Raw genomic sequence first — 24,446 nt, forward strand, 5'->3', positions numbered from 1 at the left:
CGGGGGCTTTCAGCAAACAACTCCGACAGCGCCTCAGTTCGGGGCAATGTTGGCGCTCAGAGCGTTTCCAGCAGACGTTTTGCCTCTTCGCGCGGATCAATCAGGTCGCTGCGATCTTCGCCGGGGAAAAACCGGGCACGATTGGCCGTTGCCAGCGGTCGGGGGGCCAGAAGGCGGACTCGGGGACCGGTGGTTTCGGTTTCTGCTGCCCAACTTTGAGCCAGCGCGACCTGCGCCGCCTTGGTCGCGCCATAAGCCCCAAAAAATTTCTGTCCCGCGCGCTGGTCATCGAAGAACAAGGCGGTGCCTGTTTCGCCCAGCAATGGCGCGACATAGGTGATCAACCGGCCTGTTGCGGTGACATTGCAATTGACCGATTTTTCCCAGTCCTTGGCGTCAATGAATTGAGCCGGGGACAGCGGGGCGGCATGAATTGCGGTATGGGCCCAGATATCCAGCGCGCCCCAGCGGTCATAAATGCTGCGGCAGAGCTGCGCCATCGCATCTGCATTGGTGATATCCATCGGGGCGAGTGTTGCCTGACCGCCAAGCGCCTGAATGCGGTCGTCGAGGTCTTCCAGGGCGCCGGTTGTACGGGCCACGGCGACGATATGATGGGTCTGGCAAAGCGCTTCGGCCAATCCCGCGCCAAGTCCGCGCGACGCGCCGGTGATGAGTGCGATTTTCTGTGTCATACCGGGGATGTGCGATCTACGGCGGGCCACGTCAAGAGCAAAGCAGATCTTGGCACGATTGCAATCTGCCGCATGGCATATTCCCCGGTATTTTGCGTCTGGATTTATTCAGTCATGCAACAGATGCGGCCGTATGTCCTGACCGAAGGCGGCATAGATGTCGAGCAGCTGATCGAAGCTTATCCCGTCGATTTGTGCCTGCGCCAACGGACCGGACAGCGCTTTTGCTACCGGACGCACATCGGCGTCGGGGAAATGCAGCATGACAGGCAGGGGCGTTGTGGTGACCTCTTCGAAGCCGGGCAGGATATTGGCCAGATCGGCCGGGCATTCGTCAATCGAGGGGGCATCGTTCCCATCGAACGTATCGAGATAGGCATAGAAAGCGTCCTGAGCCAAACGCACCCAAGGGGTCATGTGAAAGACCTCGTCGCTGCCCTCTATTGGCAGCGACAGCACGACGCGGATGAACCGATCGTCGCCGTGGCGGCACAGGTCCGGGGCCAGTTGATCCTCTCCCACTTTGACGAAGGGGGCATCGTTGCGCGCCTCGTGCGGCCAACTGGACGGATGATCAAAGCCCAGATCAAATACGCCAGAGAAACTTTGTCCGCAACAGGGGCATTGACGGTCGGGATTGTTGAAACGTCGCCACCGCGCGTCGAGATCAAGCAGAGCCATCCGGGGGTCTTTCCTTGCCGCAATTGGCCCGCACACTAGGCCGGGCGGGGCAGCGCGGCAAGGGGCGCGGATCAGTGCCCGGGAATGCGCAGCGCCCGCGTGTCACTGCCGCGCCTCAGCGTCAGAGCACCGTCTTCTATCGCCGTAATCCGGGCGCCGTCGATCATGTCGCCGGTCCGGACCCGACGCACCCGTCCTTGCGAGAGTTTCAGATAGGCGGCGGTGCCCTGCGGTGTCAGCAAGGTGCCGATCAGGCTGGTATGCCCCATCGGAATTGCTTCGGTCTGGGTTGCCCCGGCCCGTGTCTTGGGATTGGGTTGGGTGGTGATCTTGGCGTTTGGATTGACAATACGGGTGACTGGCATGGGATCATTACTCTTGGAACGGTCCCTGTTCCGGTGGCAATAATCATGCCGGTTTCGGTCCGCGGGGAATAATGCCGCGGCGGTCCGGATAGAGTCGTGCCGACGCGGCATTGTTTCCGCGCCGGCACCAATTCGGAATTGACCCTGCAGAAAGCGCGTTATTCCGCGGCCTTCAACTGGAAACCCTTCGCAATCATGTCGCTGGGGGCGACGGGGTATTCGCCGCTGAAACAGGCGTCACAATATTGCGGGCAGGAATTATTCCGACCCGAGGCTTCTCCGGCTGCGCGGTAGAGACCATCGAGTGAGATGAATTTCAGGCTGTCGACCGCCAGATGTTCGCGCATTTCCTCTTCGCTCATCGTCGCAGCCAGCAGTTTTTCGCGCTGCGGCGTGTCGACGCCATAGAAACAGGGCCAGGCGGTCGGCGGGCTGGCGATGCGGAAATGAACTTCGGCCGCGCCGGCATCGAGGATCATCTGCTTGATCTTACGACTGGTGGTGCCGCGCACCACGGAATCGTCGACCAGCACCACGCGTTTGCCGCGGATCAGCGCCCGGTTCACGTTCAGTTTCAGCCGAACCCCCATATTGCGGATCTGTTCAGTCGGTTCGATGAATGTCCGGCCCATATATTGGTTGCGGATGATCCCCATCCCATAGGGAATGCCGCTTTCATGGGCGAAGCCGATCGCCGCAGGGGTGCCGCTGTCGGGCACCGGGCAGACCAGATCGGCCTCAACCGGTGCTTCGCGCGCCAGTTCGACCCCGATCTGACGACGGGTTTCATAGACCGACCGGCCGCCGATTATCGAATCGGGACGCGAAAAATAGACATGTTCGAAGATACAGAACTTCGGCGACTGCTTGCGGAAGGGGAAATGGCTTTGCACCCCGTCATCGGCGGTGATCACCACCATTTCGCCCGGTTCGATTTCGCGTACCAGCTCCGCGCCAATGATATCGAGCGCGCAGGTTTCCGAACTCAAGGCCCAGCCATCGCCGATCTTTCCCAGAACCAGCGGCCGTACGCCGAGCGGGTCGCGCACGCCGATCAGTTTGGTCCGGGTCATCGCCACAATCGAAAACGCGCCTTCGACCCGGCGCAATGCGTCTTCCATCCGTTCGGGGATGTTGCGTTGTAGCGATCGGGCCATCAGATGGATGATGCACTCGCTGTCCGAAGAGCTTTGGAAGATCGAGCCGCGCTCGATCAACTCGCGGCGCAATGCGATGGCGTTGGTGATATTGCCGTTATGGGCAATCGCAGCTCCGCCCATGGCGAATTCGCCGAAGAACGGCTGCACATCGCGGATGGCGGCGCCTTTCGATCCGGCAGTGGAGTAACGCACATGACCGATGGCCAGCGGACCCGGCAGGGTTTCCATCAGCGATTGGCGGGTGAAATTATCGCGCACATATCCGAAGCGGCGGACGCTATTGAACCCTTCCGTAGGGTGGTGGCTGACGATGCCGCCAGCTTCTTGGCCGCGATGCTGCAGGGCGTGCAGACCAAGGGCGACGAAATTAGCGGCATCGGCGACGCCGACAACGCCGAAAACGCCGCATTCCTCCTTCAGTTTGTCATCGTCGAAGGGGTGGGCGGGAGGCATATGTTTGGACAAGGGGGGGCTCCGAATCCTCGTGGCAGCTTGAGGCCCGTCTTAAGGGGTTGCGCCAAGTATGTCACGAAAGGATCACAATTCGAAGTGTCGCACGCTTTCGCGAACGGTTTGTGATCTTTGGCAGCAGGTTTTCACCCCGGTTTTTTAACATAAAGGGGAGCTTGCTGATATCCGAACTACCTTTCCGAGATATATCTTATCAGTTGCGGACTTGACGTCGTCCCGATGAACGCTGTTTGCTGGCCTGCACCCGGCTGCATGATCGCAATCGGTTTAAGCACTTGGTATCAAGCTGAATGAATATTGAAACACTACAGGCCCTGGGCGGGTTGGGATTGTTCCTTGTTGGCATGAATATGCTGACCGAAGGTCTGCGCGGGCTGGCTGGTGACCGGTTGCGGCTGATTTTGCGTAAATCGACCGAAACGCCGCTGAAAGGGGTCGTCGCCGGGGCGGCGACCACTGCGATGGTGCAGTCTTCCAGCGCAACGACGGTGGCGACGGTTGGATTCGTTGCGGCCGGGCTGATGACGTTTCAACAGGCGCTCGGGGTCATTTTCGGGGCCAATATCGGCACCACCATTACCGGATGGCTGGTCGCCATTGTCGGGTTCAAGCTGGATCTGGGACTGGTCCTGACGCCTGTTGTGCTGGGCGGTGCGCTGTTGAATCTTTTTTCCCCTAACCCTTGGAAACAATTGGGCTGGGCGTTGGCGGGATTCGGGGTGCTGTTCATCGGGATCGACGCGCTTAAAGATGGCATGGTTGCCTTTCGCGGTATCGTCACCCCAGACAGTTTTCCAGCCGATACGTTGTCTGGTCGGCTCAAGCTGGTGGTTCTGGGCACCGTGTTGACCGTGATCACTCAATCGTCGAGCGCCGGGGTTGCCAGCGCGTTGGCGGCGCTCGCGGTGGGCGCGATCACCTTGCCGCAGGCCGCTGCCTTGGTGATCGGGATGAATGTCGGCACGACCTTCACTGCGATGGTCGCCACGCTGGGCGGGGGGACGGCCAGCCGTCGCACCGGGGTCAGCCATGTGATCTTCAACCTGTTGACCGGCTGCATGGCCTTTGGGATGCTCTATCCGATCAGCTGGGCGTTGCAGCACCCATGGGGGGCCGCGATGGCCTCTGATCCGCAGATGGCACTGGTCGCATTCCATACCTTTTTCAATTTTTTCGGCGTCGCGGTGGTTCTTGGCGTCACCTCGCAATTCGCCCAAATGATCATCTGGATCGTGCCGGATCGCGGTACTCCGATGACACGGAACTTGGGGCAGCAGCTGCTGACCGATCCGGCGGCGGCTTTGGACGCGGCCAATGCCGCGACGCACAAGATCGCGGCCGAGTTGCTGACCCATCTGGGTCGTAACCTGAAACAGCCTGCCGAAAAGGTCAGTCCCGGGTTTTTGGATGAAATCAACAACGCCACCCGGCAGGCGCAAAGTTTTGTCGAAGCGATCTCAACCGAAAACGAAACGGTGGAGCAGAATAACCAGCAGGCTTTGATCCATATTTTCGACCATCTCGACCGATTGCGCCACCGGGCGCTGCAGCACGAAAGGATCGCGGCGGCGGTACAGGAGGTATCGCTGAAGGACAGGGGGCTGAAGCTTGGCGCGCTGATGCGCAGCTTCGCGCAGGAGGAGGATATCAGGTATTTTGCGTCAGAGGCTAATGCGCTGCGGCGCGATTTCCGCGACTTCCGCGAACGCTACAGGGCTGAACAGATCCGGCTCGTCGCCAGCCATAGCCGGGAACTTCAGAACCTGTCATTGTTGCTGGATTCGGCGCGCTGGTTGCAGCGGTCGGCCTATCATCTGTGGCGCATCGCCGATCTGTTGCGAGCGATAGAGGCGGAGCAGCCGCCGCGTTCGGTCGAAGATCTGTTAGCAGAGGAAACGGATTGATGCGACTGTTGTCCCATCGACGGGATTGATCATCCGGAAGAACCATGAAGAAAGCTTCCTGGCGTTTGATCTGCTTCAAGATGAACAGATCAAAGAAGACTGCCCTACATGAATTACGCCGCCGCTTACATTCCTATCCCCTAGGTTAAACCTGAGGAACTCCGCGTGGGCTTCTTCCAAACATCGTTGTCGACAAAGACGGATCACGCCAAATGCAACGAATTTGCTGCGGCAAAGCCGGCAACGGAAAAGGGCGAAATGGGCCGCCCTGATTTCCAATTGTTACGCCGCTTACTTTTCGCAGATGCCAACCAGTTCTTCATATTGCCGGGTGATCCAGCCAAGCGCCTGTTCGGGGTCGCGGTCTTCGATCTTGCCGGTCATCCGGCCGAATACCTTGGCCGAGCGGCTGTTTTCGACCATCGCGATGTCCTGACTGGTGATGACGGTTTCATAGACGAAAAAGGCGATGGCGACCAACAGGATGCCGCGCAAAACCCCGAAGAGGAAACCAAGCCCCTGATCCAGCCCGCCCAGTATCGATCGTTTTACCAGCGAGGAAAACAGTGGCGTGAACAGCGACGCGACGACCAGCGCCAACGCGAAAACGGCAGCGAAGGCGGCGACGATGCTGAGTTCGCAACTGTCGGCGATAATATCGCCCAGCACCGGTATTTCCTTGACCAGAGGCTGTACCTGCGGCGCGAAGACAAAGGCCAGCACGGCCGCGACCACCCACCCCGCGATTGCCAGCGCTTCGCGGACAAGACCGCGCGAATAGGCCAATAGCGCCGATAAGATGATGATCAGCGCCACGACGCCGTCGATGAGGGTAAAGCCTTCCATTACGCGTATCGTCCCTGTTCTGTGCGCGCCTTATCCAGCGCCGAATATGTCGCCTACGAATTCGGTCAGATCGCCGAATTGCCTCAGGCTCAGATTATTACCACCTACCGCTTTTCCTCCGGCCGGGGCTATTGCTGTCGAAAAACCAAGTTTTTGCGCTTCTTTCAACCTGTTTTCGGTCTGACCGACGGGTCTGAGCGCCCCGGAGAGCGAGATTTCCCCGAAAACAACACATTCGGCGGGCAGTGCCGCGTCTTCGCGTGCAGAGAGAAGCGCCGCAGCCACCGCCAGATCGGCGGCGGGTTCCTGTACTTTCATGCCGCCCGCCACGTTGAGATAGACATCAAGCCCGGCAAACGGGATGCCGCAGCGCGCCTCCAGCACGGCAAGGATCATCGCCAGCCGTCCACCGTCCCAGCCCACCACGCTGCGGCGGGCCTGTGCGTGCGGCGATGGCGCGACCAGCGCCTGAAATTCCACCAGTACCGGCCGTGTGCCTTCGATGCCGGAAAACACCACCGAGCCGGGGCTGGGTTCGCCGCGTTCGGACAGGAATAAGGCTGAAGGGTTGGTCACCTCGGCCAGACCACTGCCGGTCATTTCGAAAACACCGATTTCATCGGCCGGGCCAAACCGGTTCTTGACCGCGCGCAGGATGCGGAATTGGTGGCCGCGCTCGCCTTCGAAATAGAGCACGGTATCGACCATGTGTTCGACCACGCGCGGCCCGGCGATCTGGCCGTCCTTGGTGACATGCCCGACAAGAACCACCGAAACGCCCTTGCGCTTGGCGAAACTGGTCAGCTCATGCGCGGCGGCGCGGACCTGGGATACCGATCCCGGCGCGCTTTCGACATTGTCGGCCCACATGGTCTGTATCGAATCGATGACCACCAATTGCGGCTGTTCGGTTTCCAGCGTGGTCAGGATGTCGCGCAGGTTGGTCGCCGCGGCCAGCTGCACCGGCGCATCGCCAAGGCCAAGCCGTTGCGCCCGCATCCGGACCTGGGCGCTGGCTTCTTCGCCGCTGACATACAGGGTTTTCAACCCCGACTGTGCAAACCGCGCCGCCGCTTGCAACAGCAGGGTGGATTTGCCAATGCCAGGATCGCCGCCGACCAGAATGGCGCTGGCGGGGACCAGCCCGCCGCCCAGCACCCGGTCCAATTCGCCCAGCCCGCTATGGGTGCGTGGTGGCGGCGCCTCTTCGGTGGACAGGTCGGTCAGGTGGATACCGCTGCCACGCTTGTTGCCCAGCGATTTGGAGGCAGGCCCGGTTGAAAGCGGCGTGTCTTCGACAATCGTGTTCCATGCGCCGCAGCCGTCGCAGCGCCCGGACCATTTGTTGAAGGACGCGCCACAGGCGGTGCAGGAAAATGATTTTGTCGCTTTGGCCATGGCGCGTTGATGCATCAGCGACGGCGGCGGGTCAAACACCGATTGCGGGGAGACCGGGCTTTAGGGTCCTGTGCCGGCAATCTGTAATAAGTTCTTTGACGCGAACAGCTTCTGACCCAGCTTGCGTTTGACCTTGCACGTCGCCGTTGCGGGACGGGCGCTGTCGGCATTACTCGGGTTTCGCTGTCTTGCCATATGACAACAGGCCGATCCCGAGCGAGGCCAGAATGCAGGCCGTGAACAGATAAAGCCCCCATGCCACCTCGATCCTGCCGACGCCGATCCCTTTGGCGATGGTGATGTAAAGTGCGATCAGGAAAATATCGGCCATTGCCAGCTTACCCAGCATCGTCAATGCCGGCATGGCCCGGCGGTCGAGCCAGCCAAATTGCACCAAAGCCAGCCCCAGCGTTTTCAGGAATGGCGCAAACAGCGCGAAGAACGTGACCAAGAGGGCCAGGAACACGTCCGTATCCCACAGGCTTTGAAGTCCCGAAATCACGCTGATTTCGCTCATTCCAAACAGTGGCAGCAGCCCGGCGCGCAGCAGCGGCGCGAACCAGGCCACTGGGAACAGGATCAGAAGTGCGAGATTGGCATAACGAAGCATCAATGGTCCTCAGTTGGCCTGTGTTGGCCTGTGTTGGCCTGTGCATCAGCTAAAGGCCAGAATAGCCGAAACAAGCCATCAGGAGAAATAGGCAGCGACCGTCATGCCCAGCATCCCGCAAACCGCGCCGATCACCGGCAGGTCGATCCAGTGGAAACCGTCATCGCGCACGGAACTGTACCAGTCGTAAAGAATCCAGGCATACAGTCCGAGGATGATAATCAGACGCAGCTGTTGCGCCTCGGGGGCGGGCCACCAGTTGAGCGGGGTGAGCCAGATCAGGAATAAAACCACCGCCGCCCCGGTGCACAGCCAAACCGACCGTGACGGTTTCGGTTCGCGTAGCCGGATCAGTTCGGCCACGGCGATCAGCACCGGCAGGGCCAGCACCGACAGGTTGATCAGGAGGGATAGCAGGGGCGGTGCGTCATTCAGGAAAGTGGAAAATCCGTTGGTTTCGATCATTGCTGCATCCTTGGGAGGTAGAGCCAGACTGGACTTGACCGTGACAAGAAACAAGCCCTGCGGGAATGGAAAAGCAGGTCCGGCTGACCGAAAATCCGCGGCACTAAATCCTAGCGCACCGCTTCGATCGGGCCCTCGGCGCGGCCATGGATGAATTGATCGAGATAGGGATCGCCCGAATTGTCCAGCTCGGATACCGGGCCGGACCACTTGATCACACCGTCATGCAGCATCGCCACGTTGTCGGCAATCGCCCGCACGCTGGACATGTCATGGGTGATGGTCATCGCGGTCGCGCCCATTTCCACCACGATTTCGCGGATCAGGTCGTTGATGACGCCCGACATGATCGGGTCCAGCCCGGTGGTGGGTTCGTCAAAGAAGATGATCTCGGGCTCGGCGGCGATGGCGCGGGCCAGCCCGACGCGTTTCTGCATCCCGCCCGACAGTTCCGATGGGTACAGATCGGCCACATCCGGTTTCAATCCCACCCGGCGCAGCTTTTCCACGGCGATCTCGCGCGCTTCGGCCTTGGGCCGTTTCAGCGATCCACGCAGCAGGCGAAAGGCTACGTTCTGCCAGACTGGCAGCGAATCGAACAACGCGCCCCCCTGAAACAGCATGCCGAACCGCGACAGGAAGGCATCGCGGTCGCCGACACGGGTGTCCTTGCCGTCCAGCAGGATTTGCCCACTATCAGGTTCGATCAGCCCCAGCACGCATTTCAGCGCCACCGACTTGCCTGTGCCTGATCCGCCGATGATGACCATCGACGTGCCTGTGGGGATCGACAGGGTCACCCCCTGCAGAACCTTCTTGGGCCCGAACCCCTTGTGGACGTCGATAAGGTCGATCATGCCGAGAAAAACAGCTCCGTCAGGATATAGTTGGCCGCGAAGATCAGGACCGAGGCCGCGACAACCGCGGATTTCGTCGCCCGCCCGACGCCCTGCGCGCCGCGGCCCGAATTCATTCCGTAATAGCATCCGATCAGCGCCACGATGAACCCGAATGCGGCGCCCTTGATCAGGCCGGACACCACATCGAAGACTTCCAGGAAATCCATCGTGTTTTTCAAATAGGCGGCGGCGTTGAAATCAAGCCGCGTGATCCCGACCAGGAAACCGCCCATGATGCCGACCACATCGCCAACGCCGACCAGAAGCGGAACCGCCAGGGTCGCGGCAAGAACCCGCGGCAGGGTAAGATATTTCATCGGGTTGGTCGACAGGGTCACCAACGCATCAATCTGCTCGGTCACTTTCATGGTGCCGATCTCGGCGGCAACCGAACTGGCTACCCGCGCCGCCACCATCAGCCCGCCCAGCACCGGACCCAATTCACGCACCATGCCGATGGCGACGATCGAGGGCACCACAGCCTCGGCGCTGAACCGTGCGCCGCCGGCGTAGATCTGCAGCGCCAGCGCGCCACCGGTAAAAAGTGTCGTCATCCCCACCACCGGCAGCGACAACCAGCCGATATGCAACAGTGCCTGCAGGAACTCGCGGCCGTAAAACGGTGGCCGGAATAGATGGCTGACGGTGTCTGCGGCAAACAGCGCGATCCGCCCGATCATCGCTAAGGCAGCCAGCACATTCGCACCAAGCGCGGCCAGAGGTGCGGTCAGGTTCATGAACTTACATAGCGGCGGCGATAGCGCCCGCCCAAAGCTGTCAGGATTTCATATCCGATGGTGCCGGCGGCATCGGCCAAATCATCCACCGTCTGTTGCGCGTTAAGCAATTCGATCTCCAGTGGGTCTTCGTCCAAATCCGTGACATCAAAAGTGATCAGGTCCATCGAAATGCGCCCCACCACCGGACAGGGCACACCGTTTGCGTAACCCTGCGTTCTGGGGGCCATGATTCGGTGGATGCCATCGGCATAGCCGGCTGACACCGTGGCGATGCGACTGGGCCGGGCAGCGGTCCAGCTGTTGCCGTATCCGACGGTTTCGCCCGGTTCAACATCGCGGATCTGAATCACCGGCAAGTTGAGATGGGCCACAGGCTGCGCCTGCTCAAAGGGTTGGCCGCCATACAGTCCGATACCCGGTCGGGTGACGTCGAAATGATAATCCGGACCCAGCAGGATACCGCCGGTCGCGGATAACGACCGGGGCACATCACAGCCTTGGGTGATCTCGTTGAACACCTGTAATTGCTGGCTATTCATCGGGTGGTCTGGGTCGTCGGCGCAGGCCAGATGGGACATGATCAGCTGGATATTCTGGCCGAGGGCGATTTCGCGCAGCGCCGCCCACTCCGCGGGTTCCATTCCCAGCCGGTTCATCCCGGTATCAAGCTGTACTCCGAAATCATGGCCAGGCAGGGCTTCGACATGGCGCAGCATCTGGTCGATTGAATTCAGCATCGGGACCAGATGCAGGTCATGGATCATATCGGTGTCGCCGGGGCCATGGCCGGAAAAAACGCAAATTTCCGGTCCGGGGCCAAGCGCCTGACGTATCGCCGCAGCCTCCTCGGCCACCGCGACAAAGAATTTCCGCGCCCCGGCCCGGGCCAGCGTCCGGGCCACCCGGCCCGAATCCAGCCCATAGCCGTTGGCCTTGATCACCGCCGCGGTTTCGACCCCGGGATCCGAAGCCGCATCAAGCGCCCGCCAGTTCGCGGCCAGCGCATCAAGATCAATCGTCAGTGTCGCAGTTGTCATGGCCACGCTTTTTGACAGACGCGCGCAAATGGTCAAGCGCAAACGCCCTGTCATTCATCTTGGCGAAAATACTCTGGGGGTGAATGGGGGCGAAATGCCTGCATTTTGAACGCAGAGGGGGGCAAAGCCCCCCTATTGCCTTTATGCTAGGCGAAACTTCGCTTGCAGGGTCAGAACCCGTCACCGGCCGATCCCTGCTGCCAGGATTTGACCAGGTTTCCGAACCGGGTGAACTGCGCCTCAAAGGACAGCTCGACCGTGCCGATGGGGCCGTGGCGCTGCTTGCCGACGATGACTTCGGCCTTGGCGTGAAGCCGTTCCATCGCGGTTTTCCATTCTTCCATCTTTTCCAATTCGTGATCGCCGGGTTTCTCGCGTTCCTTGTAATATTCCTCCCGGAACACGAACATGACCACGTCGGCATCCTGTTCGATTGAACCCGATTCCCGCAGGTCCGAAAGCTGCGGTCGCTTGTCGTCACGCTGTTCGACCTGACGGCTCAGCTGGGACAACGCAATGACGGGAATGTTCAGCTCTTTCGCAATTGCTTTCATCCCCATCGAAATCTCGCCGATTTCGTTCACCCGGTTGTCCGACATGCCGCGACAAAGCTGCAGATAGTCGATGATCAGCAAATCCAGACCGTGGGTCCGCTTCAGGCGTCGCGCACGCGCCGCCAGTTGCGAAATTGGCAGGGCGGGGGTGTCGTCGATGAACAGGGGGCAGGCTTCCAGATCCTTCGCCGCCTGTACGAAGCGGCGGAATTCGTCCTCGGTCATGTCGCCCTGACGGATCTTGTGGGACGAGATTTCCGACGCTTCCGCCAAAACCCGACCGGCCAGCTGTTCGGCGCTCATTTCCAGCGAAAAGAACCCTACCACGCCACCGTCGACCGCGCCTTCTGTGCCATCATGACGCTGCCCGCGGCGATAGGCTTTGGCGACGTTGAAGGCGATGTTGGTCGCAAGCGAGGTTTTCCCCATCGACGGGCGACCGGCAAGGATCAACAGATCCGAGGGATGCAGCCCGCCCAATTGCTTGTCGAGATCGGCCAGACCGGTCGAAATCCCTGCCATGCCTCCGCCACGCTGATAGGCTTCGTTGGTGACGTTTACCGCTTCTGTGACGGCCTTGAGGAAGGATTTGAACCCCGACTCGGTCTGACCCTGCTCGGACAGCTGATAGAGTTGTTGCTCGGCCTCGACGATCTGTTCTTTCGGTTCGCTGGCTACGTCGACGCGGCTTGCCTTGTCCGAAATGTCCCGGCCCAGCCGCATCAATTCGCGCCGGATCGCGAAATCGTAAATCATCTGAGCGTAGTCGCGCACCGCGAAGGCGGAAATCGAGGCCCCGGCGAGACGCGCCAGATAGGCCGGCCCGCCCAGTTCCTTCAGCCCCTCGTCGTCTTCCAGGAACGCCTTCAGCGTCACCGGCGTGGCGAGGTTGTTCTTGGCGATCCGCGCCGCGGCCACTTCGTAGATCCGCTTGTGCACCGGTTCGTAGAAATGTTCCGACGTGATGATCGAGGCGATTCGGTCATAGACGTCATTATTGGTCAGGATTGCGCCCAGAAGCTGCTGTTCAGCTTCGATGGAATGCGGCATCGGATCGGCGCTGTCAGGCGCGTCCTGCTCGGTTTTGATCTTTGCGATTTCGTTCATGTTTTTTTTACCGTCCCCCGGTGGAACGAGGTTCTAACCCATGCCTTGCACGGCAGGCAAATTGTATAAGCTGTGGAAGCCTGTGGATATGTTTTGCAATATCTTGCGCCACCTCATCTTGCCTGCGTCATGGCTGTGGGGTCAATATTTAGTAGTAAGGTCTGCCGGATCAGGCAGACCTTTGCCACAAAGGTTTTTGAAAAAGCGTTAGGATCAGCCGTTTTTTCGCGCTTCCTGCCACGCGCGCGGGTCGTTCAGGAACGACTCGACCTCCGTCAGGGTTTCGGAATCGAACGCCTCTTGCACCTTGGCCTCGGCCAACACGTCCCACCAGGTGCACAGGTGGTGCAGCTGCACCCCGTGATCGCCCAGCGTCTTGGTGGTTTCAGGGAAGATGTCATAGTAGAAAATCACCGCCGTATGTCCGCAGGTGGCGCCGGTTTCGCGGATCGCGTCGACGAAGCTCAGCTTGGAACCGCCATCGGTGGTCAGGTCCTCGACCAGCAGAACCCGCTCGCCTTCGCTCATCGCGCCCTCGATCCGGGCGTTGCGGCCATAGCCTTTGGGTTTCTTGCGCACATAGGTCATCGGCAGCGCCATGCGTTCAGCCACCAGCGCGGCAAATGGAATGCCCGCAGTTTCGCCACCTGCGATATTGTCGAAGGCCTCGAACCCGGCGTCGCGCATCACCGTGATCACCAGGAAATCCATCAGCGCCGAGCGGATGCGAGGGAAGGAAATCAGCTTTCGGCAATCGATATAGCTGGGCGAGGGAAGGCCCGAGGCCAGCGTATACGGTTCGCGGGTGTTGAAATTCACCGCGCCGATTTCCAGCAGCATCCGGGCGGTCAGGCGGGCGATTTCTTGTTTCGGCGGGAAGGCGGTTGGGATCATCGGTTTTTCCTCGGACGTTGCGGCGGCGGTTTCGGGACGCCTCCGGCGGGAGTATTTTGGGAATAGTGAAAGCTCAGGCGACCTTCCAATAGACCGGGAAGCCGGGGTCGAAAACGGTGACGGGGCCATCTGCGGTGTCGATCTTGGCGGGGAACACGACCGGGCTGTCCTGTTTGACCAGGCTGATCGTGTCACTGTTTTCTGGCAGGCGGTAGAAGGCGGGACCGTGTTTGGAAGCAAAGCCTTCCAACTTATTCAGCGCGCCGTCGTCTTCGAATACATGCGCCAGCAGGGGCATCGTGTTGGTGGCGGTGAAACAACCGGCGCAACCGCAGGCGGTTTCCTTATTGGCGTCCGTGTGCGGGGCACTGTCTGTGCCGAGGAAGAACCGTTCATCGCCGCTGGTCGCCGCGTCGCGCAGGGCCAGTCGATGGCTTTCGCGCTTGGCAACCGGCAGGCAGTAGTAATGCGGCTTGATGCCGCCGACCAGGATATGGTTGCGGTTGATGATCAGGTGGTGGGTGGTGATGGTGGCGCCCAGATCACGATCATTGGCGCGCACATAGTCGACGCCGTCCTTGGTGGTGATATGTTCCATCACCACGCGCAGCCCCGGTGTGGCCCGGCGTACCGGGTCGAGCACCCGGTCGATGAACACGGCTTCGCGGTCGAAAATGTCGATCTCGGCCTCGGTGACTTCGCCATGCACACACAGCGTCAGGCCGATTTCGGCCATCTTTTCCAGAACGCCGCGCACTTTGTCGAAATCGCGCACGCCGCTGGCTGAATTGGTGGTGGCGCCAGCGGGGTATAGCTTTACCGCCTTGATCAGGCCGCTGGCATGGGCGGCCGCGACGTCTTTGGGATCGGTGTCCTCGGTCAGGTAAAGCGTCATCAACGGCTCGAACGCCATGCCCTTGGGCAGTGCAGCCATGATCCGGTCGCGATAGCCTGTGGCATCGGCCCCGGTGACCACCGGCGGGACCAGGTTCGGCATGATAATCGCACGGGCGAAATCACGGGCGGTTTCGGGCAGCACGGCTTTCAGCATCGCGCCATCGCGCAGATGCAGGTGCCAGTCATCGGGGCGGGTCAGGGTGATCGAGCTGTTCATACCCCCGCGATTACACAATCGCGGGGCTGCATTCCAGTACTGAACGAAAATCAGTCGCGTTTTGGCGGAATTACGATCTTGCCTTCTTCGGCGGCCTTTTCCAGCGAATCCAAACGGCGCTTGATCCGTGGCGCATTCATCCGCGCCACCACGTTGCGGCAGACCATCGTCGCCAGCCAGGGACGATCGGCCACGTCCATCTTGGCGATCAACCCGCGCAGATAGGCCGGGTGGTCGCGCCGGGCGCGGTAAAGCGCGGCGAAAAGAGCCTCGTCCAGCCGGTCCTCACCCGCGGCCTGCAGGATCGGGAACAGGATTTCCATCGCGATCAGTTCCGATTGCAGCGCATCGCCCATATTTGGCATCCGCAGTTTGGTCACGTTCTGCCGGGTAAACAGTGCTGCATGCATCGCATCGAGGTCTTCGCTCGGATCATAGATGACAAACCCCCGCGCAGCGGCATCCAGCATATCGGGGGCATAGCCGAACCGGTCGGTGAAACAGGTGCGGCGCATCTCGATGAACCGGTCGTCCCATTCCGTCACCCGAGGGTCCAGCGTAGCTTGCGGCTGTACCGCCACGACGGTGGCCCCGGGGGCGGCAACGGAAAAGGCAGACGCAGCATAACCGCAAGGACCTGCGCCATAGAAGATCACCTGTTCGAAGTCTTCGAAAAATCCGTCATCAATCAATCGGTCGAAAAATCCGTAGATATTACCGTCGCGGAACCAGGTATCGCCATCTGATATCACTCCCAGATGCGACCAGCCAAGCGCGCGGGCGAAATCCCACCCCATCGGCTGAGCAGTATCCGACAGCGCCTGAATGCCCTGTATCGATTCGAAGGTGACCAGCAAAATCGGTTTTTCATCCACGAACCCGGCGATATGGCGGTCACCAAGGAGTTGACAAAAACCGGTTTCATCGGTGATTTCGTCGAATTTTTCCAGCCATGCCGCCTTTTTCAGGCCATTGAGCGGTGTGTCCAACGGGTTCGGCGCATCCAGCATCTACTCATTCCTCGATTTTTTTCCGCAGCGGAGACCCCGGCACGGCTTATTTCCAATCGAATCTAAAGTGGATTTGGGGCAAAAATGCGGAGAAACCGGGGGGGATTCTTGGCACCCGCAGCGGTTTCTTCTTGGATCAAATACTCCTGCCGGAGGCAATTGCGCGGCAGAGGCCGAAGGCCGGAGCCGAGAAAGGACTGCGCGCCGCAAGGCGCACAATCGGATCAGTCCCGCTTGGTTTTGCGGCCCAGATTGGCATAATGGGTCAGAAACCGAGCGGCCTCTTTCGGTACTGGACGCGAAGGCGGCACGGTCAGCAATCGGCCGAACAGGGCCCGATACGGTTCCAGAAGCATCAGGTCTTCGAAACGTGACTTGCGCCATGTGACAGCGGCATCGTGCAGCCGGGCCAGTTCGGGGTCGGATTTCAATGCGGCCAATTCCGCTTGCATCCGCTCGGACAGGGCGAGGATCGAGCGATCCTCGGCAATGTTGAAATTCCGTTCCACCCAGTAATCTATATCCAGCATATGGTCGGAATGCACCGCGCGACCGCGATCGGATTTGAGCACATAGCTTTCCATCGCGCCCAGGGGGTAATGGTTCAGTTGGGCCAGCGCATAATTCGACCGGCCGTAATTGGAAAAAATCCGCGTGGTGGTAAATTTGGGGTCCAGTTCGCGACCTTCGCCATCGAACCAGCGCGCCTGTGCGACCTTGTCGGCGTCGGGGCGGCGCGGCCGGTGAACACCCAGTTTGCCGTAGGTGCCATCATTGCGGTACAGCGTTTTAAACATCGCCACGCGCCACGGCCAGTGCATCACAACAGGGGCTGCGCGGGTAAAGGTTTCGGTCACCGGATGATCCTCGAACCGGACCTGCCCGGCATTGCCGAACAGCCGCCAAGTCAGTGGGATCGCCGTCGCTTCGGGCAAGGCGTCCAGCAGGTCAGGGATGGTATGGGCGCCAACATGGATATTGACGAATTCGTCCACATCCAGCGTCATCAGCCAATCGGCATCGGCCAGCGCGGGATGTTGTTCGGCCAGCTTGTAAGCGGTGAACTGGACGCCACCCTTGCCGTAAGGGCCATCATTGCGGACATGGGTCAGCGCGCCCATCGCCTCTAACCGATCCAGCATCGCATCGCTGCCGTCCTGGCAATCATTTGAAAATACAAGAAAGTCTGTAAATCCCACCGCCCGGTGATGGGCTAGCCATTCGAGCAGGAAAGCGCCTTCATTGCGCTGGGTCAGGATGGCGAGGATCTTCAAAGCACTAGCTTTCCATATCCAGCGCCAGCGCATATGCGACACGTTCGGTTGCATCCAGATCGATGGTCAACGCCTGTTGATAGAGCTCTTCGAATTCCGGCATTTCGTGTAATTCGGCGGCCTTGGCCCGGTGCCATTCCACCCCCGTGAGATGCCAGCCGCGTAACACCTCGTCAGCCATGAGACGGTCATATTCTGCCTGCATCCGCGGCAGGTTGCGTTTGATGGTGACATCCTTGCAATCGGACCAGTCCATCCGGATCCAGTAATTCAGACCGATCGAGCGATCCACGTGCAGCGCCCGGCCGCGCTGGCGTTTGACCAGATAGCTTTCGGCGCTGCGCAGCGCGTAATGATTGAGCTGGATCAGGTCGTAACCGATGGTTTTCTTGGAATTACGCCAGCCTTTTTCGGCGGCGTCCTTGGTCATATCCTGACCCGATCCATTGACCCATTTGACTTGCGCCTTGAAATCCTCCCGCAGCTTATTCGGGCGGTGACAACTGATCTTTTCATAGGCCCCGATGTTCCGGAACATCGTTTTAAACCCCCAGACCGTATGCGGCTTTGGGCAGAATTTGGGGGCGCAGATGTCGAATTGGTCGATGACGAAGCTGTCCTCCAGACGGGTCACGCCGTTATAGCCGAACAGTCGCCAGGTCATCGCCACATTGGTCGCGTCCCCGATCCGTTCGAAGAAATCCGGCAGCGTGCCGTTGCCGCAGCGGATATTCATGAACTCGTCCACGTCAATATGGGCGATCCAGTCTGAATTCTGCAGCACCGGTTCCTTAAGCGCCTGATTAAGCGCGTGTTGTTGCGGTGAATTTCCTTTCCATTTGTCATTGTTGCGGTGTTGCAAAACGCCCATGTCCTGCAAACGGTCCAGAATTTCACTGGTGCCGTCTGAACAGTCATTGGTGTAGATCAGGAAATTATCCACCCCAATGGCGCGATGATAGGCGACCCATTCTATGATATAGGGCGCTTCATTCTTCATACAGCCGACGATCAGGGTGCCGGTGTTACCATCTGGCAATTGGCGCGGCTGCATCGGGGAATAGGGGGCTGCCAGCTGTTCTTCTTCCACCATACCGATCATATTGTGCGGTTTGAACGAGGACGCTTTCAGCTTCTCGTAATTCTTCACTGCCAGTGGCGGCATGATCCTGCGTGCGGCCTTGGACAATCCATCTTTATCGCCGTCCCGTTGTTGCGCCGCCTGCGGACGGAGGGCGCCATTCAGCGCGGCGATATCCTCGGCTTTGCTTTTCTGAGCGTCCCGTGTCTCCTTGTCGATCCGCCACAGGAATGCCCGTAGATACTGGGTCGCGCGGAATCCTTTTTCCGGCTCGGCTTCGGTCCAGTCAGGTAGGGCGGGGTCGGGTGTCAGGCTGGTTTCAGTCAGGGCAGGGTGGGCGGATAAAAGCGCGTTGTTCGCTGCGCTAAACCCTTGCGACACCGGCGCCAGACTGCCCGCCGCAATCGGATCGCCCTCAACTTGCACTTCGTCCATAAACTTGCCCCAAAGCGGGCGCCCGATAATCCGGTCCGAGTTGTTCAGCAATTGCAATAACAGATCATTCATCTGGCGCGCACGTGTCACCCAGGCTGCCGAAGGTTGCGCCGGTGGACGCTCAGCCAGTGCCCGCCCGATGCTGCCTTCGATTTCGAACATCGCGCGGATCTCGTCAGTTGCCGCGTCGGAATAAAACAGGGCTTCGTCATAGGGACGGAAAGTTACCGAACCCGATCCGAACACGGTTTCCCATTCCTGTTGCAATCGCGGAAAATCAAGCCAGAAGGCCGGGCATTGGGTTTCCTGAAACTGCCCGTTTTGCGGCACGATTTCATGCCCATCCAGCAAGGCATCGTCCCACCAATCGGGCGTTCCCGCCATTTCCATTTCCAGGGCCAAAGAGGTTTTGCGCCCCTCAAGCACCTGCGCCGCATAGTGGCGCGCCAGCAGCCGGCCTTGTTCATCGATATGGGCAATGATCCTGATATCGTCGGAAAGCGGTGCCAGTAGAGATTTCAACCGCTCGATTTCGGACCGCCGAGCCAGAGAGGGGCCCAATTGCGCGGCAGACAGGATCAGTGCCTGCGGTTGTTTTTCCGCTACTTCGCGGATCAACGCCTGCTGCAGATCTTCAAACAGTTGCGCCTGTTTGTCGGGTGCAATGAAACCCCGGTTGAACCGTAGCGGATCGATATGGTCGGGATCGGTGACGGCCATAAAGAGCCGGGTGTGGTTCTTCGGCCCCGGCGATCGGGGGAACAGGTATCCCTTATCCAATAGCTGATCACGCTTGTCCGACAGGATTTGCTGCAACCGCGCCGCGCCGGTCTGTTCCAGACCGATATGCAGGTAAATCCGCATCAGGCGGCCTCCGTTCCGCTTTTCTTAGGCTTGCGGCCCTTGTTGGCCCGGCCCCACCATTTCAGATCTATGCCGAGAAAGTCCGCGATCTTGTCCTTGGCGGATTTATCCGCCAGATCATATTCCAGAAATCCATCATCCCCGGCAAAGAGTTTACGGATATGGGCGTGATGCGCCTCGATCCACTGGACCCGCTCATGTCCGGTTTCACCATAACCCAGCGGCAAGCCCGGAATGGCGTTTTTCGGCAATCGCTCCACCCCCAGATTGGACCAGCGCAGCATGCTGTCGGAAATTGCCTTGGGATCACGATAAGACAGCAGGAATTTCGCCCCCGGATGATGCTGTCGGATGGCGTCGATTATCCCCCAATCGGTCTGCGGCCACAGGCTCAGCCCCTCGCGCAGCGCGTTCACCTCGGTAAAGGCATCGAATTCTTGCATCAGTGACAGCGGGTCGCCGGAATGGAAATAGCCGTCATACATCAGCTTGCCGACAAAAGCGCCGTGCAGGTCGATGTTTTGGGTCTGCCGTCGTCGGATACGGTAATCAGCGGTCTTCAGGCCGGCGATTTTCATCGCCCGCGCCAAAGTGGTGGTGCCCGATTTCGGCAGGCCCAGATTGATCACGCGCAACCGGGTCACAGCGTCAGCCCCAAGGCAGCGATCATCTTTTCTTCCTCGGGCGGCAGCTTGCTGGCCGACTTGAGCTGATCGCGCATTGCCTGATAGGCGGGATCTTGCAACAGCTCGTCCCGCTTGGCCCGGTGCAGATTGCAGGCCTCGTCATGTAGGGCGCGGATCTCCGGGTCCGATTTCAGACCTTCCAGCGCGGCTTTCAGATCGGGCAGGTAGCGTCGGATCGACAGGTCAGCCCAGGCCGGATCGTTACGTTCGCGCCAGTAGGTATCGTCGAAATCCCGGTTTTCACGGTTCACGTCGCCCCGGTCATTCTTGACCAGATAACTATCGAGCGACCGCAAAGCGTAGTGGTTCAGCGTGGCAAACTCGCGCGCGCCTTGGGCTGGGAATTTCCGGATCCGGCGCGGATTGGCCGCGATCAGGAACCGGTGCGGCACGTTGCGTCCCGATCCGTCGGTCCAGATGGGGCGGCGTTTCTTCGGCAGTTTGGTTTTGAAAAATGGCCTGTGTGCGCCATAATAATGCAGCGGGAAATCGTGCCGGATCAGGGTCTTGACCTCTTGCGCCATTTCTCCACACCACACGTCGGGATTATGCGAGCGGGTGAATTGTTCGATCACCGGCCGGTCTTGGAAATCCTCGATATCGTCATTGGCAAAAAACTGAAATTGCAGCGATATTGCCTGTGGATTGCCGCAGGCTTCGATCAGCGCCGGGATGGTGTGATCACCGATATGGATGTTGAGGAATTCATCGACATCCGCAATCCAGACCCAATCGGCATCGCGGACAAGGTCCTGACGGGCGGCGTCTTTCAGCGCTTCCATCTGGTAATTTCTTCCTTGGGCCGGGTTGGGTAGATGGGTGACGATGCCGCGTTCTGCCAACGCATCCAGCAACCGGTCGGTCGCGTCGGAACAATCGTTGGAATAAAACAGAAAATCGGTGACCCCGATCAGCCGGTTAAAGGCGATCCATTCCAGCAAGAAGGGGCCTTCGTTTTTCACACAGGTTACGGCGGTCACACGCATTGGCCTGCCCCCTGGCGCATCAGACATGTCTCTTGGCTACTCTCTGCTCGTCAACGGCGCGGCCGGGTTTTGTCTTAGCCGCTTGATTATTGATGAAATCTTTACAGTTCAGGGCGGAATCCGTCAATCTTGTGCTGGTGGCCCTTTGCGCAGACAGTCGGAATTTTTTTACAAACGCGACAATGGTCGTGCTTGACGCTGCCCTCTGTGCCTGACTGACTGGCGCGCAGGGAGGATGACGATGACCGAAGTAACTTCGATTGACGACGCTCAGGCGCGGCTGGCCGAACAGGATTACGTCTGCGGTCGGGCATTGGCTACGGTGCTGTTTCTGTCGCTGAAACTGGGCAGGCCATTGTTTCTGGAAGGCGAGGCCGGTACCGGAAAGACCGAGATTGCCAAGGCGGTCGCTGCTGCGCTGGGACGACGGTTGATCCGGCTGCAATGTTACGAAGGACTGGATGCCGCCAGTGCCGTTTATGAATGGAATTTCGCCGAACAAATGATCGCCATCCGCACCGCCGAAGCCGCTGGCGGGGCTGATCGCGATGCGCTGAAGGCCGAACTTTTTACCGAAGACTACCTGATCGAACGGCCCTTGCTACAGGCGATGCGGCCGCAGGTGGGTGGCGCTCCGGTGCTGCTGATAGACGAAATTGACCGTACCGACGAACCGTTCGAGGCTTTCCTGTTGGAAGCACTGTCGGATTTTCAGGTCACCATTCCGGAATTCGGCACCGTCAAGGCACCCGAACCCCCCATTGTGATTCTTACCTCGAACCGAACCCGCGAAGTGCATGACGCGCTGAAACGCCGCTGCCTCTATCATTGGGTCGATTACCCCAGCTTTGATCGAGAGATCGAAATCCTGAACGCCCGCGCGCCCGAAGCGGCGCAGGCGCTATCGCGCGAAGTGGTGGCCTTCGTGCAGCGCTTGCGCACCGAAGACCTGTTCAAGAAACCGGGCGTGGCCGAAACCATCGACTGGGCCAAATGCCTGCTGGCGCTCGACGTGCTCTCGCTCAGTCCCGAAGTCATCGCCGACACGATCGGCGCGGTGCTGAAATATCAGGACGACATTCAGCGGCTGCAAGGTTCCGAAGCCAAACGCCTGCTCGACGAAGCAAAAGCCTCCCTTGAACCGGCATGATGCTTCTTCTTTTTGAAAATATCCTCGGGGGCGGCGGGGGGCAGACAGGCCCCCGCGTCGGGTGACAGGATGGCAAACCTTCCCGATCTCGACCTCCCCGAGTCTCCCAAACTCACTCATAACATTACCTATTTCGCCCGCGCCTTGCGCAAGGCCGGGCTGCCGATCGGTCCGGGCCGGGTGATCGACGCGATACGCGCGGTCGAGGCGGCGGGCTTTACCGACAAGTTCGATTTCTACTGGACCCTGCACGCCTGTTTCGTGAACCGTCCCGAACACCGCGTCGTATTTGCCCAGATCTTCCGCCTTTACTGGCGCGATCCGCGCTACATGGAACACATGATGGCGATGATGCTGCCGGCCATTCGCGGCGTACAGGAGGAACGTAAAGCGCAGTCGGCGGAAAAACGCGCCGCCGAGGCGCTCTTGGAAGGGATCGAACCCGACCTGCCGGAACTGGACGAGAACGAAGAGGAGTTTCTGATCGAGGTCGACGCCTCGCAGACCATGTCAAACGAAGAACGGCTTCGTTCGCTCGATTTCGAACAGATGAGCACTGCGGAGATCGCTCAGGCCAAGCGGATGCTGGCACGGTTGCGGCTACCTGTGAAGCCGATCCCGTCACGCCGTACGCGCGCGGCTCTGCGCGGGCACGAAATAGATTGGCGCCGGACGCTGCGTGGTTCGATGCGGCGGGGGGGCGAATTGCACGATATCGCGCTGAAGAAACGCCGTCATCGCTGGCCCAACCTGATCGTGCTTTGCGACATTTCCGGATCTATGAGTCAATACAGCCGGATGGTTTTGCATTTTCTCCATGCTGTCGCCAATGAAAAGGGCGCTGGATGGGCCAAGGTGCATGCCTTCACCTTCGGCACGCGACTGACCAATATCACCCGCCACATGCAGACTCGCGACGTCGATCAGGCGCTCAGCGCCGCCGGGGCGCAGGCTCAGGACTGGGAAGGCGGTACGCGGATCGGCGATTGCCTGCACAGTTTCAACCGCGACTGGTCGCGCCGGGTGATGGGGCAGGGGGCGGTCGTGTTGTTGATCACCGATGGGCTGGATCGTGGCGATCCGGAGGCTTTGGCAAAGGAAATGAATCGTCTGCATTTGTCCGCGCGTCGTCTGATCTGGCTGAACCCGCTGCTGCGCTGGGATGGCTTTGCGCCCAAAGCTCAGGGCATCAAGGCGATGTTGCCGCATGTTGACGCTTTTCGCGCGGGGCATTCGGTGCAGACGCTGGAAGATCTGGCCGAGGCGATTTCGCGCACCAATGACAGTGGTGACAAGGACCGGTTGATGGCGATGCTCGACTAGGGCGATCCCACCGGCCGGTTCTGAACCAGCGCGTAGAAAAACCGCTGTTCGGTCCCGCCCGGCGTCACATGAGTATGGCGGCGGCTGTCGATGAGCCGGAATTCCGGCCCCAGCAGCGCCATCAGCTTGTCAGTATCGTATTTTTCGATGACCTGCCCGCTGCATTTGTCCGGCCCGTCAGGGGCGAAGGTGCCGATGACGGCATAGCCGCCCTCCACCAGCGCCTCAATCAACTTGTCGCGATAGGCCGCCTGATCCGCCGGATCGGTCAGGAAATGAAACGCCGCCCGGTCATGCCACAGCGCATAGCGCTTTTCGGGCGTCCAGCGTAGTACATCGCCAGCAATCCAGGTCACCGGCGCGTCCTCGGGCAGGCGATCGCGCGTTGCGGTCAAGGCGGCCTGAGACAGATCGAGCGCGGTCAGGTCGCGGAACCCCTGTTCCAGCAGGCAATCGGTCAGTCGCGATGCCCCGGCGCCGATATCGATCAGCGCCACATCTGGGGCGATCCCGCTTTGCGCGATCAAGTCGAGCGAAATCTCAGGGCGTTTCTCGAACCAGCTGACTTCGGCTTCGTCCTTGCTGCGATAGACATCTTCCCATTGTGTACCGCAATCGGTCATTCGGGGCTCTCCAGCTGTTTGCAGTCGGTTGATCTAAGCTATTCATAATTTGGAATGTATAAGTATGTGTTTTT

General features: G+C 59.7%; 23 protein-coding genes. 3 read left to right on the forward strand and 20 right to left on the reverse strand.

What is annotated here, in order from left to right:
* Positions 1 to 56: 56 nt before the first annotated feature.
* From VOI23_RS13130 to purF, 4 genes are all read right to left on the reverse strand, one after another.
* Positions 57 to 695, reverse strand: coding sequence for an SDR family oxidoreductase (locus VOI23_RS13130; protein ID WP_323785324.1), 639 nt, complete (start codon positions 693 to 695; stop codon positions 57 to 59).
* A 108-nt stretch (positions 696 to 803) separates the two neighbouring features.
* Positions 804 to 1,376, reverse strand: coding sequence for a DUF2199 domain-containing protein (locus VOI23_RS13135; protein ID WP_323785325.1), 573 nt, complete (start codon positions 1,374 to 1,376; stop codon positions 804 to 806).
* Between the two features lie 71 nt (positions 1,377 to 1,447).
* Positions 1,448 to 1,741: a hypothetical protein gene (locus VOI23_RS13140; protein WP_323785327.1), complete on the reverse strand. Its 294-nt coding sequence runs from the start codon at positions 1,739 to 1,741 to the stop codon at positions 1,448 to 1,450.
* A 158-nt stretch (positions 1,742 to 1,899) separates the two neighbouring features.
* Positions 1,900 to 3,354 (reverse strand): amidophosphoribosyltransferase, encoded by a 1,455-nt coding sequence (gene purF / locus VOI23_RS13145; protein ID WP_323785436.1) that lies wholly within the window; start codon positions 3,352 to 3,354, stop codon positions 1,900 to 1,902.
* 308 nt (positions 3,355 to 3,662) lie between these two features.
* On the opposite strand from purF, the gene VOI23_RS13150 reads away from it, so the two are divergent.
* Complete coding sequence (locus VOI23_RS13150) at positions 3,663 to 5,276, forward strand: Na/Pi symporter (RefSeq protein WP_323785328.1); 1,614 nt, start codon at positions 3,663 to 3,665, stop codon at positions 5,274 to 5,276.
* Between the two features lie 291 nt (positions 5,277 to 5,567).
* Here the strand turns inward: VOI23_RS13150 and VOI23_RS13155 are convergent, their stop codons facing one another.
* From VOI23_RS13155 to VOI23_RS13225, 15 genes are all read right to left on the reverse strand, one after another.
* On the reverse strand, positions 5,568 to 6,122 hold the full coding sequence (locus VOI23_RS13155) for a CvpA family protein (RefSeq protein ID WP_323785330.1): 555 nt from the start codon (positions 6,120 to 6,122) through the stop codon (positions 5,568 to 5,570).
* Between the two features lie 30 nt (positions 6,123 to 6,152).
* Entirely contained in the window at positions 6,153 to 7,520 is a 1,368-nt protein-coding gene (gene radA, locus VOI23_RS13160; RefSeq protein WP_323785331.1) for a DNA repair protein RadA, read from the reverse strand.
* 169 nt (positions 7,521 to 7,689) lie between these two features.
* On the reverse strand, positions 7,690 to 8,130 hold the full coding sequence (locus tag VOI23_RS13165) for a paraquat-inducible protein A (protein ID WP_323785332.1): 441 nt from the start codon (positions 8,128 to 8,130) through the stop codon (positions 7,690 to 7,692).
* Between the two features lie 78 nt (positions 8,131 to 8,208).
* Positions 8,209 to 8,595: a hypothetical protein gene (locus VOI23_RS13170; protein ID WP_323785333.1), complete on the reverse strand. Its 387-nt coding sequence runs from the start codon at positions 8,593 to 8,595 to the stop codon at positions 8,209 to 8,211.
* 110 nt (positions 8,596 to 8,705) lie between these two features.
* Entirely contained in the window at positions 8,706 to 9,452 is a 747-nt protein-coding gene (locus tag VOI23_RS13175) for an ABC transporter ATP-binding protein (protein ID WP_323785334.1), read from the reverse strand.
* Positions 9,449 to 10,231 carry an ABC transporter permease gene (locus VOI23_RS13180; RefSeq protein WP_323785335.1) on the reverse strand — a complete coding sequence of 261 codons (783 nt, stop codon included), beginning with the start codon at positions 10,229 to 10,231 and terminating at the stop codon, positions 9,449 to 9,451. The genes VOI23_RS13175 and VOI23_RS13180 overlap by 4 nt, the downstream gene beginning before the upstream one ends.
* Positions 10,228 to 11,271, reverse strand: coding sequence for an alanine racemase (gene alr / locus VOI23_RS13185; RefSeq protein ID WP_323785336.1), 1,044 nt, complete (start codon positions 11,269 to 11,271; stop codon positions 10,228 to 10,230). The genes VOI23_RS13180 and alr overlap by 4 nt, the downstream gene beginning before the upstream one ends.
* Positions 11,272 to 11,441: 170 nt before the next feature.
* Positions 11,442 to 12,932 (reverse strand): replicative DNA helicase, encoded by a 1,491-nt coding sequence (locus VOI23_RS13190; protein WP_323785337.1) that lies wholly within the window; start codon positions 12,930 to 12,932, stop codon positions 11,442 to 11,444.
* A gap of 213 nt (positions 12,933 to 13,145) precedes the next feature.
* A complete protein-coding gene (locus VOI23_RS13195; RefSeq protein WP_323785338.1) occupies positions 13,146 to 13,826 on the reverse strand; it encodes an orotate phosphoribosyltransferase in 681 nt (226 codons plus the stop codon).
* A 73-nt stretch (positions 13,827 to 13,899) separates the two neighbouring features.
* Entirely contained in the window at positions 13,900 to 14,940 is a 1,041-nt protein-coding gene (pyrC, locus tag VOI23_RS13200) for a dihydroorotase (protein ID WP_323785339.1), read from the reverse strand.
* A 50-nt stretch (positions 14,941 to 14,990) separates the two neighbouring features.
* Positions 14,991 to 15,950 (reverse strand): phosphoadenosine phosphosulfate reductase, encoded by a 960-nt coding sequence (locus VOI23_RS13205; RefSeq protein WP_323785340.1) that lies wholly within the window; start codon positions 15,948 to 15,950, stop codon positions 14,991 to 14,993.
* Positions 15,951 to 16,174: 224 nt separating this feature from the next.
* Positions 16,175 to 17,224, reverse strand: coding sequence for a glycosyltransferase family 2 protein (locus VOI23_RS13210; protein WP_323785341.1), 1,050 nt, complete (start codon positions 17,222 to 17,224; stop codon positions 16,175 to 16,177).
* A 4-nt stretch (positions 17,225 to 17,228) separates the two neighbouring features.
* Positions 17,229 to 19,604 (reverse strand): glycosyltransferase family 2 protein, encoded by a 2,376-nt coding sequence (locus VOI23_RS13215; protein WP_323785342.1) that lies wholly within the window; start codon positions 19,602 to 19,604, stop codon positions 17,229 to 17,231.
* Positions 19,604 to 20,248, reverse strand: a complete 645-nt coding sequence (locus VOI23_RS13220) for a sulfotransferase (RefSeq protein ID WP_323785343.1) — start codon at positions 20,246 to 20,248, stop codon at positions 19,604 to 19,606. Before VOI23_RS13220 ends, VOI23_RS13215 begins: the two co-directional genes overlap by 1 nt.
* Positions 20,245 to 21,276, reverse strand: coding sequence for a glycosyltransferase family 2 protein (locus tag VOI23_RS13225; protein ID WP_323785344.1), 1,032 nt, complete (start codon positions 21,274 to 21,276; stop codon positions 20,245 to 20,247). Before VOI23_RS13225 ends, VOI23_RS13220 begins: the two co-directional genes overlap by 4 nt.
* A 241-nt stretch (positions 21,277 to 21,517) precedes the next feature.
* On the opposite strand from VOI23_RS13225, the gene VOI23_RS13230 reads away from it, so the two are divergent.
* Together VOI23_RS13230 and VOI23_RS13235 are read left to right on the forward strand one after the other, a co-directional pair.
* On the forward strand, positions 21,518 to 22,426 hold the full coding sequence (locus tag VOI23_RS13230) for a MoxR family ATPase (protein ID WP_323785345.1): 909 nt from the start codon (positions 21,518 to 21,520) through the stop codon (positions 22,424 to 22,426).
* Positions 22,427 to 22,495: 69 nt separating this feature from the next.
* Positions 22,496 to 23,749 carry a VWA domain-containing protein gene (locus VOI23_RS13235; protein ID WP_323785346.1) on the forward strand — a complete coding sequence of 418 codons (1,254 nt, stop codon included), beginning with the start codon at positions 22,496 to 22,498 and terminating at the stop codon, positions 23,747 to 23,749.
* Here VOI23_RS13235 and VOI23_RS13240 read toward each other — a convergent pair.
* Positions 23,746 to 24,372, reverse strand: coding sequence for a class I SAM-dependent methyltransferase (locus VOI23_RS13240; RefSeq protein ID WP_323785347.1), 627 nt, complete (start codon positions 24,370 to 24,372; stop codon positions 23,746 to 23,748). The two genes, VOI23_RS13235 and VOI23_RS13240, sit on opposite strands and share 4 nt — an antisense overlap.
* Between the last annotated feature and the right edge of the window lie 74 nt (positions 24,373 to 24,446).

This window comes from Thalassovita sp., from assembly GCF_034670005.1.
Lineage (GTDB): Bacteria > Pseudomonadota > Alphaproteobacteria > Rhodobacterales > Rhodobacteraceae > Thalassobius.